Annotated in this window: 13 protein-coding genes; 7 read left to right on the forward strand and 6 right to left on the reverse strand. The window is 67.0% G+C overall.

Annotation, left to right across the window (positions count from 1 at the left end; all coding sequences use genetic code 11):
• Positions 1-3 precede the first annotated feature (3 nt).
• Positions 4-1,446: an alpha,alpha-trehalose-phosphate synthase (UDP-forming) gene (locus tag ACM9NP_RS03180; protein ID WP_415645026.1), complete on the reverse strand. Its 1,443-nt coding sequence runs from the start codon at positions 1,444-1,446 to the stop codon at positions 4-6.
• 532 nt (positions 1,447-1,978) lie between these two features.
• On the opposite strand from ACM9NP_RS03180, the gene ettA reads away from it, so the two are divergent.
• From ettA to ACM9NP_RS03200, 4 genes are all read left to right on the forward strand, one after another.
• Complete coding sequence (gene ettA / locus ACM9NP_RS03185) at positions 1,979-3,652, forward strand: energy-dependent translational throttle protein EttA (protein WP_415645027.1); 1,674 nt, start codon at positions 1,979-1,981, stop codon at positions 3,650-3,652.
• Between the two features lie 315 nt (positions 3,653-3,967).
• Complete coding sequence (locus tag ACM9NP_RS03190; RefSeq protein ID WP_415645028.1) at positions 3,968-4,369, forward strand: acyl-CoA thioesterase; 402 nt, start codon at positions 3,968-3,970, stop codon at positions 4,367-4,369.
• Between the two features lie 62 nt (positions 4,370-4,431).
• Positions 4,432-5,094 carry a hypothetical protein gene (locus ACM9NP_RS03195; RefSeq protein WP_415645029.1) on the forward strand — a complete coding sequence of 221 codons (663 nt, stop codon included), beginning with the start codon at positions 4,432-4,434 and terminating at the stop codon, positions 5,092-5,094.
• A 450-nt stretch (positions 5,095-5,544) separates the two neighbouring features.
• On the forward strand, positions 5,545-6,030 hold the full coding sequence (locus tag ACM9NP_RS03200; protein ID WP_415645101.1) for a type III secretion system chaperone family protein: 486 nt from the start codon (positions 5,545-5,547) through the stop codon (positions 6,028-6,030).
• Between the two features lie 111 nt (positions 6,031-6,141).
• Here the strand turns inward: ACM9NP_RS03200 and ACM9NP_RS03205 are convergent, their stop codons facing one another.
• The 4 genes from ACM9NP_RS03205 to ACM9NP_RS03220 form a co-directional block, all read right to left on the reverse strand.
• Entirely contained in the window at positions 6,142-7,584 is a 1,443-nt protein-coding gene (locus ACM9NP_RS03205; RefSeq protein ID WP_415645030.1) for a M1 family metallopeptidase, read from the reverse strand.
• A gap of 155 nt (positions 7,585-7,739) precedes the next feature.
• Complete coding sequence (locus ACM9NP_RS03210) at positions 7,740-8,198, reverse strand: globin (RefSeq protein ID WP_415645031.1); 459 nt, start codon at positions 8,196-8,198, stop codon at positions 7,740-7,742.
• Positions 8,199-8,361: 163 nt separating this feature from the next.
• Positions 8,362-9,630: an MFS transporter gene (locus ACM9NP_RS03215; protein WP_415645032.1), complete on the reverse strand. Its 1,269-nt coding sequence runs from the start codon at positions 9,628-9,630 to the stop codon at positions 8,362-8,364.
• Positions 9,631-9,773: 143 nt separating this feature from the next.
• Positions 9,774-10,787 (reverse strand): mechanosensitive ion channel family protein, encoded by a 1,014-nt coding sequence (locus tag ACM9NP_RS03220; RefSeq protein ID WP_415645033.1) that lies wholly within the window; start codon positions 10,785-10,787, stop codon positions 9,774-9,776.
• Positions 10,788-10,916: 129 nt separating this feature from the next.
• Between ACM9NP_RS03220 and ACM9NP_RS03225 the strand changes: the two genes are divergently transcribed.
• Positions 10,917-11,468 carry an HNH endonuclease gene (locus ACM9NP_RS03225; RefSeq protein WP_415645034.1) on the forward strand — a complete coding sequence of 184 codons (552 nt, stop codon included), beginning with the start codon at positions 10,917-10,919 and terminating at the stop codon, positions 11,466-11,468.
• An 83-nt stretch (positions 11,469-11,551) separates the two neighbouring features.
• Here ACM9NP_RS03225 and kynU read toward each other — a convergent pair whose 3' ends face one another.
• Positions 11,552-12,817 carry a kynureninase gene (gene kynU / locus ACM9NP_RS03230; protein ID WP_415645035.1) on the reverse strand — a complete coding sequence of 422 codons (1,266 nt, stop codon included), beginning with the start codon at positions 12,815-12,817 and terminating at the stop codon, positions 11,552-11,554.
• A gap of 282 nt (positions 12,818-13,099) precedes the next feature.
• Here kynU and ctaJ point away from each other — a divergent pair, with 282 nt between their 5' ends.
• Positions 13,100-13,384 carry an aa3-type cytochrome oxidase subunit CtaJ gene (ctaJ, locus tag ACM9NP_RS03235; RefSeq protein WP_415645036.1) on the forward strand — a complete coding sequence of 95 codons (285 nt, stop codon included), beginning with the start codon at positions 13,100-13,102 and terminating at the stop codon, positions 13,382-13,384.
• Positions 13,371-13,781, forward strand: coding sequence for a DUF5130 family protein (locus ACM9NP_RS03240; RefSeq protein WP_415645037.1), 411 nt, complete (start codon positions 13,371-13,373; stop codon positions 13,779-13,781). The genes ctaJ and ACM9NP_RS03240 overlap by 14 nt, the downstream gene beginning before the upstream one ends.
• The last annotated feature ends 73 nt before the right edge of the window (positions 13,782-13,854 follow it).

The raw sequence follows: 13,854 nt of genomic DNA on the forward strand, positions 1-13,854 counted from the left end.
CAATTACGTGGACGTTTTGTGAATATTGCCGGAATTGTACGCGGTGGCCCTTTCGGGAACACCGAGCGCGGTGAGGAAAGCGCGCGCCCAATGTTTCACATCGTGTCCACGAAGATAACGCCGCATCGCGCGCATCCGGTTCCGTCGATCCTCGACCGAAGCATTGGCGGCGTGCATCAGTACGTCTTTCAACTGGTCAAGATCGTGCGGGTTGACGCCATACGCCTGTCGCAGATCCGCGGCGGCTCCGGCGAACTCGGACAATACGAGCGCCCCGTCACCGTCGATGCGCGAAGCGACGTACTCCTTGGCGACGAGGTTCATTCCGTCGCGCAACGGAGTCACCGCCATGACATCGGCGATCGAGTACAGGGCGGCCAATTCCTCCCTGCTGTACGACTGGTGCAGATAATGGACGGCCGGCTGCCCGACTCTTCCGAATTCGCCGTTGATCCGCCCGACTTCTCGCTCCACAGCCGACCGCAATGTCTGGTAATGCTCGACGCGCTCGCGGCTCGGGGTCGCCACTTGGACCATCACGACCTCGGGCACCGTCAATCGCCGTTCCGCCAACAGTTCCCGGTAAGCCTTCAGGCGTTGTTCGATGCCCTTCGTGTAGTCGAGTCGGTCGACGCCGAGGATGATCGTCCTCGGGTCGCCCAGTTCGGCGCGGATCTCCTTGGCTCGGGCCGCCACGGATTCGGTGGACGCGGTCGCCTCCACCGCCGCCGTGTCGATCGAGATCGGGAACGCTCCGGTTCGGACCTGCCTCCCGTCCACGTCGATGACATGCCCTTGTGGACGGAGGTCGAGCAGGTGTCGCGTCAGTCGAAGGAAGTTCTGCGCGGCGCCGGGCCGCTGGAACCCGACGACGTCCGCCCCCAACAGCCCGTTCAACAGTTCCGAACGCTTCGGCAGCTGCATGAACAACTCGACCGGAGGGAACGGGATGTGCAGGAAGAACCCGATCCGCACGTCCGGCCGCAGCTTGCGCAGCATCGCCGGAACGAGCTGCAGCTGATAGTCCTGCACCCACACGACCGCGTTCGGTGCCGCGACCTCGGCGGCACGTTCGGCGAAACGGGCGTTGACCCGTTCGTACGCCTTCCACCAGCTGCGGCGCAGGATCGGTTGTTCGACCGCGTCGTGATAGAGCGGCCACAGCGTCGCGTTCGAGAAACCCTCGTAGTAGTCGCGCAGGTCGTCGCCGGTCAGCGGCACGGGGTGCAGCCGCATGCCGTCCAAGGCGAATGGTTCGACGTCTCCGTCGGCGTCGCCGGCCCAGCCGATCCACGTCCCCTCCTCGGCTTCGAGGACGGGGTGCAGCGCCGTGACGAGGCCACCCGGGCTGCGCCGCCACTTCGGGGTGCCGTCGGGGGCGCTCACGCGGTCGACGGGGAGACGGTTGGCGACGACTACGAAGGAACTTGTGGTGGAGCCGCTCATCGATGGTCCTTTCGAACGCGTCGGCTTGGTCGTCACGTTCACTCGCCGCTGGGGGAGGCCGTCGATGGACGTCCGCCCGATCACCCGTACCGGCGACATTGCCGGTGACGGCCGAGCTGTCACGGCCGTGGAGGCGGAAAGCGGGACGACTGTCCATCCTACGGTCCGGCGTCGGCCCGATCGTGGTTTCGCCGGGTGAACCGACGCGACTGTGACGGGTGAGACTGACGGCGCCCTCGCGTGAGGCGCGCGTCGGGCCGTCCGTCGGGGCGTCGGGGGAGTGCGTGCATACTGGTGTTTCTCGGCTACTCGCGCGCCGGAAGACCAGGAGCGGGTGTCGGTGACAACACGTCGTCGGCGTTCTGGTGCCGCCCCACCCGGCTGCCGCGCAACGACCCACGCCTCGGTTTCACCGCCGCGCTCGGGGGTTGCCGCCGCCGACACAGGCGCGGGGGCAGCCGGTCGAGTCGTCCATCCGCTTTGCGAGTATGGACGGCGCTCTAAAGATTCGTGACATCGACGAGGGATGGCCGTGGCCCAGTACATCTTCACAATGGAAAAAGCGCGTCGAGCGCACGGCGACAAGGTCGTCCTCGACAACGTGACGCTCTATTTCTTGCCGGGCGCCAAGATCGGTGTCCTCGGACCCAACGGTGCCGGAAAGTCGAGCCTGCTGAAGATCATGGCGGGCGTCGACCACGTCACCAACGGCGAAGCCAAGCTGATGCCCGGCTACACCGTCGGGATGCTGGCGCAGGAACCGCCCCTCGACGAGACGAAGACCGTCCTCGGCAACATCGAGGACGCCGTCGCCGACACCAAGGCCAAGCTCGCCCGCTTCGAGGCGATCGCCGAGCAGCTCGCCACGGACTACACCGACGAGCTGATGGAGGAGATGGGCAAGCTCCAGGAGGAGCTCGACCACGCCGACGCGTGGGACCTCGACTCCAAACTGGAGCAGGCGATGGACGCGCTGCGCTGCCCGCCCGGCGACGAGGAGGTCACCCACCTGTCCGGTGGTGAGCGCCGCCGTGTCGCCCTGTGCAAGCTCCTGCTCGAACAGCCCGACCTGCTGCTGCTCGACGAGCCCACCAACCACCTCGACGCCGAGAGTGTTCTGTGGCTCGAGCAGCACCTCGCGTCGTACCCCGGCACCGTCGTCGCGATCACCCACGACCGGTACTTCCTCGACCACGTCGCGGAGTGGATCCTCGAACTCGACCGTGGCCGCACGCACGTCTACGAGGGCAACTACTCGACTTACCTCGAGAAGAAGGCCGAGCGCCTGTCGGTCGAGGGCCGCAAGGACGTCAAGCTCCAGAAGCGACTGAAGGGCGAGCTGGAGTGGGTGCGCTCCAACGCGAAGGCCCGTCAGACGAAGTCGAAGGCACGTCTCGACCGGTACGAGGAGATGGCCGCCGAGGCCGAGAAGACGCGGAAGCTCGACTTCGAGGAGATCCAGATTCCGCCGGGGCCGCGCCTCGGCAACGTCGTCATCGAGACCGATGAGCTGGTGAAGGGCTTCGACGGCCGCACTCTCATCAACGGTCTCAGCTTCTCGCTGCCGCGCAACGGCATCGTCGGCATCATCGGCCCCAACGGCGTCGGTAAGACGACGCTGTTCAAGACGATCGTCGGACTGGAGAAGCCGGACGCCGGCAAGGTCCGCGTCGGCGACACCGTCGAACTGTCCTATGTCGACCAGTCTCGTGAGGGTCTGATGGGCGACAAGACCGTGTGGGAGGTCGTCTCCGACGGTCTCGACTACCTCATGGTCGGCAAGGTCGAGATGCCGTCGCGCGCGTACGTCGCCGCTTTCGGCTTCAAGGGCCCTGACCAGCAGAAGCCGATCAAGGTCCTCTCCGGTGGCGAGCGCAACCGCCTCAACCTCGCGTTGACCTTGAAGCAGGGCGGCAACGTGCTGCTGCTCGACGAGCCGACGAACGACCTCGACGTCGAGACCCTGTCGTCGTTGGAGAACGCGCTGCTGGAGTTCCCCGGCTGCGCTGTGGTCATCTCCCACGACCGGATGTTCCTCGACCGCGTCGCCACGCACATCCTCGCGTGGGAAGGCGACGAGGACGAACCGCGCTGGTTCTGGTTCGAGGGCAACTTCGAGTCGTACGAGAAGAACAAGATCGACCGACTCGGCCCCGAGGCCGCCAAGCCGCACCGTGTCACCCACCGCAAGCTGACCCGCGACTAGGAGGCTCCGGCCGTAGGGAGTGGTTCCCTACCAACGGAATCTCCGGTGCGTGGACGATCCGCGCGACGACCGGGGCGGGAGGAGCATCGCTCTTCCCGCCCCGGTCGCGTTGTGCGCGGACGATCCGGCCCCCTCGCACAGCATCGTCTACAGGGGATCATTTCGGCGCGGTCGGCGCGAGGTCGCGGGAGCCACCGCGTTTCGTCGCGTTCGCGGGTGAGTCGCGTGGCTCACAATGAGTCGGTTGGTCGTCGCGGCCGGAGTCGGGCGACGAGTACAACAATGAGGTCCGCCGACAACCGAGGAGCTGCCGTTATGGCCCGGTACACCTATCATTGCGCGCTGCGTTGGTCCGATATGGATGCCTTCGGGCACGTCAACAACGCCCGCTTCCTGACGCTGTACGAGGAAGCCCGCGTCGCGATGATGTTCACCGGCGCCGAGTCGGGCGGGCTGTCGTCGTTCCGGGAGGGCGTCGTCATCGCCAGGCACGAGATCGACTACCTCCGCCCCGTCGACTACGGTGACCCGGTGCGGATCGACCTGTGGGTGTCGGAGATCCGCAACTCGTCCTTCGTCGTCGACTACGAGTTGTTCGACGACGACAAGCTCGCCAGCCGCGCCCGGTCCGTTCTCGTCCCCTACGACCTCACGGCCGGGCGTTCACGTCGCGTCTCGGAGGCCGAACGCGCCTTCCTCGAGGAGTGGAGCGACTGACCGTTCCCCGGCTCGCATGCGAGACGTGAGGCACAGGGGGCGCCGTCGGTAAGATGCGCCCCATGAGCACGCCGCGCCGTTCCCGCCCGTCGACGCTCGACCGCACCGCGACCGTCACGACAGACGGCCGCGCCGTCGTCGAACTCTCGTCGGTGCCGCCACTCGGGCGGTTCCTCGCGCGGGCGTGCCGCCTCGACCCGAACGCGCTCGTGCGGCTGCGGGCCGGAGCCGCCGGCACCGTCGAGGCATGGGTCGTCCTGCCTTTCGACGTGCTCGCGATGACGTCCGTTCCCGGCGACTTCGACGGAGACAGGGCCGTCCTCGCGGCCGAGCTGCTGCGCGTGCTCGACGGGGGCGAACTACCCGTGTCCAGAGACCGTCAGTGGCGCGGCGCACTACCGCGTGGCACGGGCGAGATCGTCGAGGAGATACCCGTCGCCGACATCCGCCGCATCGGCGAGGCCGCGGCCGCGACCCTTCGGGCGGCGCGGGGTCAGGGCGTCGGTGACCGCCGGTTGCGAGACGTTCTGCTCGATCAGGTCGTCGTCACCGTGCTCGATGACGACGGCGATCACGCCGTCCGGCTGCGGTTGGTCGTCGGCCTGTTGCGGATGGGGCTCGCGGACGCCGGTGTGGTGCGCGTTCGTCGGCTCGGCGGGCGGCTCGGGCTCGAGGCCGACATGGGTACAGTGTGGAGTTCCGACCCCGGTCTTACGCTGCTGTAATTCGCGATCTTCGATCGCTGAGGGGGTCGACGGACGGCGGCATCGCATCGGTCGGTCGTGGTTGGAGCATGGCCCGTTCGGCTGATTTCGAGGGTCCGTCCGGCGTGATGTCACCCCTTTCCCCTGGCCTTCGACGGGCCCCGGCGAGTACGTTTCCAAAGACGTGATCCACCAACGGGAGTCGCGAACCGGCGACCAAAGCATTTACACGGATCACTCGAAGCGATCATCGAACGGGAGGGGCGCGAGATGGCCTGGTGGAGAAAGCGCGAATCGGAAGGCGTGAACGAGCCGACGGAGCTCAACGACGTCACCGAGCGCCCAAGCATCCGACCTGCTCAACCGAGTCCGATTCCGGCGCCTCGCCACAGCGACGCCGAGGTGGAGCTGGACGAACTCCTGGCGAGTGACGACCCGCACGAGCGCTGGGACATCATCAAGCAGGATTTGATGGATCTCGACCCGGACTTCTTCAATGGTCTGGAGCAGCTCGCCGACAACGACGAACAGCCCGAACCCGCCGGGGAACTCACCAACGACCGGCTCGCGCAGTCGCTGCGTCGCCTGTCCGTTCGGTACCTGGTCGACGAATCGGGGGCGCTGCTGGCGATGTGGGAGCGTCACGTGCTCCAGATCCGCAGAGAGGGCCCGGCCGGCGAGATCCTCGTCCTACGGGCACGCGCCTACTCGACCGTTCCGACCGAGTGGGAGAACCGCGCGTACCGTGCCGTGAACGAGTGGAACCGGACACGTCGTTTCCTGAAGGCGTACGTCGGCGAGCTCACCGAGACCGGTCAACTGCCGATCTACGGCGAAACCCAGATCCCCGTCCGCCCGGGCCTGTCGGACGCCCTGCTCGACGAGTTCGTCGACTGCGCGGCGGCCGTCTCCGGAGCGTTCGTCGACTGGTTGTACGACGAGGGCGGCGTGCTCTAAACCCGAACCCCCGAAGCCATACCCCGAAAGCTTTTTCGAACCACCATCCCCCCGGTGGAGGAGATGCCCGACACGTGTCACGTGTCGGGCATCTCCCGTCTCACCGTCAGTTCATCGGGGAGTGGTCGGGGAGTCCAGCCACGCGTCGATGAACGCGGTCAGGTCCTTGCCGGTGTGCTCGTTGACGAAGGCCGTGAAATCGGCGCGCGTGACGTTCTGGTTGAGGTGCTCCGCGACCCAGGCCGCCAGGAGCTCGTCGACGGCCTCGGCGCCACCGATCTCGTCACGCAGCTCGTACAGCATCAGCGCGACGCAGTAGTAGCTGTTGGACGCCGCGAACGCCGCCGGGTCCGGGTCGCCCGGCGGGCCGTACGTCTGTCGAAGTTCCTCATCCTCGATGCGCCAGGCATCGACGACGGCCTTCTCCTCGACGTTGCCCTGATCGATCTGCCACAGCTGTTCGACGTACGTGGCGGCGCCCTCGCTGATCCACAGACCCGTCCAGTCCTTCGGCGTCACCGTGTTGCCGAACCAGTGATGCACCAGTTCGTGGACGACGACTCCGGTGACGTACTCGGACTCCCCCATGTTCGCGAAGCCGCCGGAGAAGGTCACCATTTGCTGCGTCTCCATCGCCGACATCCCGCCGACGATGACGATCCCCGCCGAATCGAAGGGGTAGGGACCGTATCGTTCCTCGATCCAGGCGATGAGTTCCGGCGTCCGTTCGAGTATCGGGTCGAACGCGGGATAGTCGGGCGTGTTCCACAGCGTGATGGGAAGCCCGCTCGGACCCTCCATTTCGGTCATCGTGTACCGGTCGACGGCGATCGTCGCCAGATACGACGCCACCGGGTCCGATGAGGACCAACGGTAGGTGTTGTCCTCGACGCCCATGAAGGTCCCGCTGGCGACTCCCGCGTATCCGTCGGGAACGGTGATCGCGAAGTCGTACAGGGCTTCGTCGGACGGGTGGTCGTTGGACGGATACCACGTCAGCGCCCCGTACGGTTCCTGAAACGACCAGAGGTTCCCCTCGGGGCCGATGGACGCCCCGATGCCCTCCGTCATGTCGCCCCGGTGCGACGGGGCATCGATCGGTCTAGGGGTCCCGCTGTACGCGATCGCGAGCGTCATCGTCTCGTCGGCAACGACGGGCGTGGCCACGTACAGATCCCACTGCTCCTGCTCGTAATCGGAGACGGTCTCACCGTCGGCGAGCACCTCCGTCACCTTCAGGGCGTCGGAGAAGTCCAGGCTGAGGTCGTCGGCCGTCTCGACCGGGCGGATCGTCAACGTCGCCCAGCCGCGCAGTTCCCGCTGTGCCGGGTCGTACTCGAGGTCCAGTTGATAGTGGAGCACGTCGATGTCCGCGTGCCCGATTTCTGGATACAGTGGATCGATGACGGGATCGCTGCGTCCCGCGTCCAGGTCATCGCGCGGCGCGGTGTCCGGCGGGGCATCGGTCAGGATCGCGGGAGGATCGGTGCACGCCGTCGCCGTCAACGCCACGGCCACACCGAGGGCGGCGAGCACACGGATTCGAGAGGTCATGAGCGCCGATGATAGAGGCCCCTGGCCGCGGGAGCGGACCTGCTGGGCGTCGGGACGGCCTCAACCAGCCGACGTGCGTCCCTGGCCGTCAGACCGTCCGATGTGTTCGATCGATCGAGCGTGTCACCACCGCGCCGGGCCGGCGGCGGGTGTCACTATTCGGGCGCGTTGACGAGGAAGTGGGCAGCCCGCTCCAGGTAGTCCCACAGGATCGCGTCGAGGTCGGCCGGGAGCTCCAACGTCGTCACGGCGTGCCGCATGTGACGCAGCCACGCGTCGCGCTCGGCGGGGCCGATGCGGAACGGGGCGTGCCGCATCCGCAGCCTTGGATGTCCGCGCTGCTCTCCATACGTCTTCGGCCCGCCCCAGTATTGCTCGAGGAACATCCGAAAGCGCTCGGCCGCCGGGCCGAGGTCTTCCTCGGGGTACATCGGTCGCAGGAGGGGATCATCGGCGACACCCGCGTAGAACACGTTGACGAGCTTGGTGAACGTCTCGGTACCGCCGACAGCCTCGTAGAAGTTGTCCGGGGGGACCGCTTTGGCGTCGGTCCGCAGCGGAATGGCGGCACCGGAGTCGGTGTCAGGCGTCGATCGTGCCGTGTCAGCAGACATCTATCTATCGTGCCAAGAACAACGCGCGCAATGGAAGTCGGCGGGGCCGCAATCACACCGAATGAGGGGGACATCACCGTCGGCGGTGTGTCGGCGGTCCCGTTTCGGGCCCGTCAGCTCGGCTTTTCCCACCGTGCCGACGAAATGCGTGCGCGGAGGGCGGTCAGGCGGTCTCGGCTATCTCCGCCGACGCGCGCTTCGGTTCGGCCGGTTCCGCCGTCAAGCGCGTCCACAGCCCCATGAGCACCAGTCCGGCGGCGAGGCCCGCAACACCCCACACGCCGATGGAACGGGGTATCGACAGGCCGACCTGGGCGAGCAGTCCCATCGACAGCACGGCGATGCCCTGGACGAGCGACATGCCGCCCATCATGACGGCGTTGGCGCGCGCCCGAAATCCCTCCGGGAGTTCACGGGCGAACATGCCGTTGAGCGTCGGCAGGATCGCGCCGGAGAGGTTGCACACGACGCCGATCGCGACGGCGCCCCATGCCGCCGGATCGAGGAGCCCCAGCGTCAGGGACACCGGTGCCAGCATGAACAGCGGACGCATGTACCGCTGCCGGGTCGCGGGCGGGACGAAACGCGTGAACACCAGCGAGGACACGATCGCGGCGAGGGGAGCGGACGCCATGAGGATGCCTTGGAGCAACGCTCCGCCACCGAGATGCGCGGCCCACGGGGCCGCCGCGCCTTCGGGGATGATCGTGAAGGCCAACACACAGAACACGATGACCGCGATCAGGCGTAGACGCGGGTGACCGAAGACGAGCCGGAGGCCCGCCGCCGTGTCCGTCAGGAGCCTTCCCCGGTCGGACTTCGCGATCGCGGGCGGGCGTCGCTGAACGGTCAGGTGCAGGATGGCCGCCGACAACGCGAACCCCGCGGCCGTAAGGAGCAGCGCCATCCGGGGATCGATCGACGCGAGCACACCGCCGAGTATGTAACCGGTGAGCTGAGCGGATTGGCTGAGCGTCAACAACACCGACAGCGCCAGCGTCAGTCTCTCGCCGGTGAGGATCTCCTGCAACAACGCCGCTCGGGACGCCTGGTACGCCGGCGTGACCATGGCGGACGCGAACACCAGAACCAGCATCGCCCACAGCGGCATCCCCGGTATCGCCACAAGCCCGATGAGGACCATCCGGATGACGTCGCAGGCGATCATCGTCGACCGGTACGGGAACCTGTCCGCCAAGGTGGCGAGGATCTGCGCCGGGCCGAGGTACGGGGCGTAGGTGATCGCGAACGTGGCGGCGGCCATGAGCGGCGAATCCGTGGCGGCGAAGACAAGGAACGTCACCGCGACCCGGGTCAGCATGGAGCCCGCCGTCGACAACGTGTACGAGCTGAAAAGCCCGACACTCTCGCGATTATTGAAGACTTCGCGGAACGTCGCCGGTTGATCGGGGTGTGACTGGCCAGTTGTCACCGCCAGGGGATCCTTCCGGTGAAGACGGCGCACAGTTCATCCGTGCGTTCACACAGTCTGCCCGATCGGATGACGTCATGGGTAACCAGATGGCCTCAAAATGCACGGCCGGCCGTAACGTTTCGGTAGCGGCACGGATCTGATCACGCGGGGTTGTCGGCCTGACTCGTCGGCGACACGAAGACGCGGCCCGTGAAGGGCGTGATGATGCCCGCCTCCTGGAGACTCGCGCTGACTCGTCGTCGCAGCTCGCGACCGATGGCCCACTGATCCTCCGACGTCGTCTTCAGCGCAAGCCGGAAGGTCATTCCATCGATCGTGATATTTACCACTCCCTGTACCTCGGGCTTGTCAAGGATCGAGGCCGCCCACTGCTCCTCCTCGCTCAGCTCCGTGGCGGCGGCGGATATCGCCTCCTGGGCCTTCTCGACGTCCGCCGACGGAGGCAGCGGAATGTCCAAGATGACCTTCGCCCAGCCCTGGGACTGGTTGCCCACGCGAATGATCTCACCATTGCGGACATACCACAGTGTTCCCTGAATGTCGCGGATCGTGGTGACGCGCAAGCCGACCACCTCGACAGTTCCCGACGCCTCGCCCAAGTCCACGGCGTCACCGACGCCGTACTGATCCTCCATGATCATGAAGATGCCCGAGATGACGTCCTTGACGAGCGCCTGAGCGCCGAAGCCGATGGCGAGACCGGCGACGCCCGCGCTCGCCAACAACGGCCCCAGATTGACGCCGAACTCGTCCAGGATCAGCATGAACATGATCGCGTAGATCAGCCATGACACGAGGCTGCGCATGACCGAGCCGATCGTCTCGGCGCGCTGCCGCCGCCGGTCCCCGAGCAACTCCACCGCGTCGGCGTCGCTCATCAGATTGGGGACGCGCTCCTTGAACGGACGCAGTATCGCGGGAACCCGACCGTTCGCGGACGTCTGGGTCAAGCGCTTGATCGTCCTGTTGATGAGGCCCCGCGCGATCAAGCAGATCGCGATGATCATGAGTATTCGCAACGGAAGCACGATGAGCGTGTCCGCACTCTCGGCGAGCCACGGTGAGCGCGTGGCCTTCCAGATCAGCCCGCACGCCGAGCCTTCGTCACTGGCGCAGGCGGGGGCGTCGTCGGAGAGCAGGAAATCAGTCAACACCCGACGTTCTTACCGCATGGCCGTTGGGACGTACCTGTCGACCGGTCGGCCACCATAACCGGAGAACAACACAGGTGCGATTTGGCCTCGAATAGGGAAGACTGTAAATCGCTACCACAAGGAGGTGCCATGACCGTCATCAGTCCACCCGTTGTGGACGGCGCCACACTGACCGGCGCCGTCACGGGTGCCGCGCTCGTCCTCAACGCGACCTACGAACCCCTCTGTGTCGTTCCGCTGCGTCGCGCGGTGGTGCTGTTGCTGACGGACAAGGCGGAGACCGTCACCCCCGGAGACGGTTACCTCCGTGCAGAACGGCTCACGATTCAGCTCCCCTCGGTGCTGCGGCTCACCCGCTACGTCCGGGTCGCGCGTCGGCGAAAGGTCAGCCTGACCAGGCGCGCGGTGTTCGCCCGGGACGGCTGGAAGTGCGCCTACTGCGCCGGTCCAGCCGAGACGATCGACCACGTCATGCCCCGTAGTCGCGGTGGGCAGCACATCTGGGAGAACGTCGTCGCCTCCTGTGCGCGCTGCAACCACAAGAAGAGCGACCGCACCCTCGCGGAGATGGGTTGGCGCCTGCCGGTTCCCCCGGTGTCCCCCAAGAATCCTTTGTGGTACGTCCTCGGGCACCGGACTCCGGACCCACGATGGACGGTGTGGTTAATGCCGCGACAATGACGTCTTCAGCCCTCGCCGCCACGCGCGGCGAGGGCTGTCGCTTGTTCATGGCCCTCGCCGTGCGACGAGGGCGACCCGCCGCGTCACGTCACACGGGAGACCGCGTCGTCGAACTCGACGTACGCCCCGCTCGCGACGATGTCGGCGATGCCCTCGACGGCCCGCGCGATCTCACCGAAACCGTTGTACAGCGGCGCGAAGCCGAGCCGGACGCGATTCGGCGCCCGATAGTCCGGGACGATCCCGGCGCGACGCATCGCCTGCGAGATCTGCCAGGCCTTCGCGTGTTCGATCGTCACGTGCCCACCCCGAAGGTTCGGATCGCGCGGCGTTGCCACCCGGAATCCCAGCGGCACCAACCTTCGCTCGATCAGCGCCAGCGCGTAGGTCGTCAACGCCACCGACTTCTCGCGCAGTGCTCCGATGCCCGCCCGCGACGTCGGTTCGAGCGCCGCCCGGACCGCCGTGATCCCGCTGATCGGCGGCGTCCCCACCGAGAACCGGCGAATGTCCTCGACGGGGCGGTACTCCGGCCCCATCGCGAACTGGTCGGTCTGACCGAACCAACCCCACATCGGTTGCCGCAGCCGTGATTGCAGGTCCTTGCGCACGTAGAGGAAGGCCGGCGCGCCCGGTCCCGCGTTGAGGTACTTGTAGGTGCAACCCACCGCGAGGTCGACCCCGCAACGGTTCAACTCCACCGGAACCGAGCCCGCCGAATGGCACAGGTCCCACAGGGTGAAGGCCCCGGCGTCCCGCGCGATCGCGCTGATCCGCTCCATGTCCGCCAACGCCCCCGACCGGTACGCCACGTGTGAGAGACAGACGACCGCCGTGTCCGCGCCGACCGCGGCCGCCACCGCCTCCGGATCGACACCGGTGTCGATGTCGGTCCGCACGATTCGCAACGTCGCGCCGAACTGCTCGGCGATGCCCGCCAGGATGTAACGGTCCGTGGGGAAGTTGTCGTCATCCGTGACGAGGACCCGGCGGTCGGGCGTCGCCGCCGCGAGCGCCGCCGCCGCGAGCTTGTACAGGTTCGCGCTCGTCGAATCCGCGACGAGCACCTCGCCCGGCGACGCCCCGAGCACGGACCGGGCCAGCTCGTCACCCGCGATCGTCGGCAGGTCCACCCACGAGTCCCAGCCGGCGACGAGTTCGGTGCGCCAGGTTCCGTCCAACAGTTCGGCGACCGCCTTCGCGACCGCGCGCGGAGGGCGTCCCAGGGAATTGCCGTCCAGGTAGACGAGTTCGGCGTCGTCGAGGGCGAACAGATCCCGGTATCCGGCGAGCGGGTCGGCCGCGTCAAGGGCCGCGGGATCGGAGTCAGCGTCGATGCGGGGGTACATGTCGCACATCATGCCGTGTTCGTGACGCCACCACCACCCGGACGCTCGTCCGATGTCGCGTGGTTCGAGGGCTTTCGCCGTCGTCAAGTCCGGCAGTGTTTACCCGTCGGTAACGGGGTCGTACCGCCCGAAGAAGACGGACATGACCGGCGGGACACCCCCGGCGCCCTCTCGCGACGCGAGCCGACGAGTTCGGCTACGGTATCCACTCAGGCGGGGTCCGCATGGCGCGGCCATGTCATCGGTGACCTCGCGATGATTCTCGATCCTGTGAAGGCGGACATGACGGTTCTGGACACAGTGCTGATCTTCGTCGGCATCCCGGCTGTGGTGATAGCCGTGGTGGTGGGCCTGGTGTACGGCTCGAGCCGACGCCAAGCAAAGCGGTACCGGCCCGGCCGCGACTTCGAGGTCGCGCCCGTGTGGTTCCTCGCTCGCCCGGAGGACGTGTCCGTCGCCGGAGCAGCCGATTATGTCGCCGAATCCGAGCAGGCCCAGTCGAAGGCGATCGAGGGCACGTCGAAACTCCGCACCGGAATCAAGGGAGGCGCCAGTGCGAACTGGTGACACGACCGTCAAGCCCGAGCCCGTGCGCCACGACGGCGACGTGCTGGACGGCCCGTTCAACGTCCGTCAACTGCTGCGCATCGACGAGGCGTTGGCCGCCGCCGACCGGCAGACCGGTCTCACGTTCAGCGTCTATGTCGGACCGCTGCACGAGCCGGTCACCGGCGCCGCGCGCGGAATGCACGATCGACTGGCCGATCCGTCGGAGAGTGTCCTCGTCGCGGTCTCCCCGACCCAGCGCAAGCTGGAGATCGTCACCGGTGACCTTGCCGCCAAGCGCATCCCCGACCGCAACGCGGCCCTCGCCGCGCTGTCGATGACGGCGGCGTTCGGCGGTGGCGACTTGACGCGCGGCATCGTCGACGGCCTGCGCATGCTCGCCGATCAGGCGGGCTGACCGCCTCCCAACCCGAAAACGTGGATGCCGTCGCCCGCACCTTGGCGATAGCATGGCCGCACACGCCGTGGTG

Origin of the sequence: Stackebrandtia soli (genome assembly GCF_965137155.1) — a bacterium.
Lineage (GTDB): Bacteria > Actinomycetota > Actinomycetes > Mycobacteriales > Micromonosporaceae > Stackebrandtia > Stackebrandtia soli.

Coding starts and splice junctions, on each gene's coding strand:
- ACM9NP_RS03180 (WP_415645026.1), bottom strand. CDS start 1,446: ATGAGCGGCTCCACCACAAGTTCCTTCGTAGTCGTCGCCAACCGTCTC.
- ACM9NP_RS03190 (WP_415645028.1), top strand. CDS start 3,968: ATGGCCCGGTACACCTATCATTGCGCGCTGCGTTGGTCCGATATGGAT.
- ACM9NP_RS03195 (WP_415645029.1), top strand. CDS start 4,432: ATGAGCACGCCGCGCCGTTCCCGCCCGTCGACGCTCGACCGCACCGCG.
- ACM9NP_RS03200 (WP_415645101.1), top strand. CDS start 5,545: ATGGATCTCGACCCGGACTTCTTCAATGGTCTGGAGCAGCTCGCCGAC.
- ACM9NP_RS03205 (WP_415645030.1), bottom strand. CDS start 7,584: ATGACCTCTCGAATCCGTGTGCTCGCCGCCCTCGGTGTGGCCGTGGCG.
- ACM9NP_RS03210 (WP_415645031.1), bottom strand. CDS start 8,198: ATGTCTGCTGACACGGCACGATCGACGCCTGACACCGACTCCGGTGCC.
- ACM9NP_RS03225 (WP_415645034.1), top strand. CDS start 10,917: ATGACCGTCATCAGTCCACCCGTTGTGGACGGCGCCACACTGACCGGC.
- kynU (WP_415645035.1), bottom strand. CDS start 12,817: ATGTACCCCCGCATCGACGCTGACTCCGATCCCGCGGCCCTTGACGCG.
- ctaJ (WP_415645036.1), top strand. CDS start 13,100: ATGACGGTTCTGGACACAGTGCTGATCTTCGTCGGCATCCCGGCTGTG.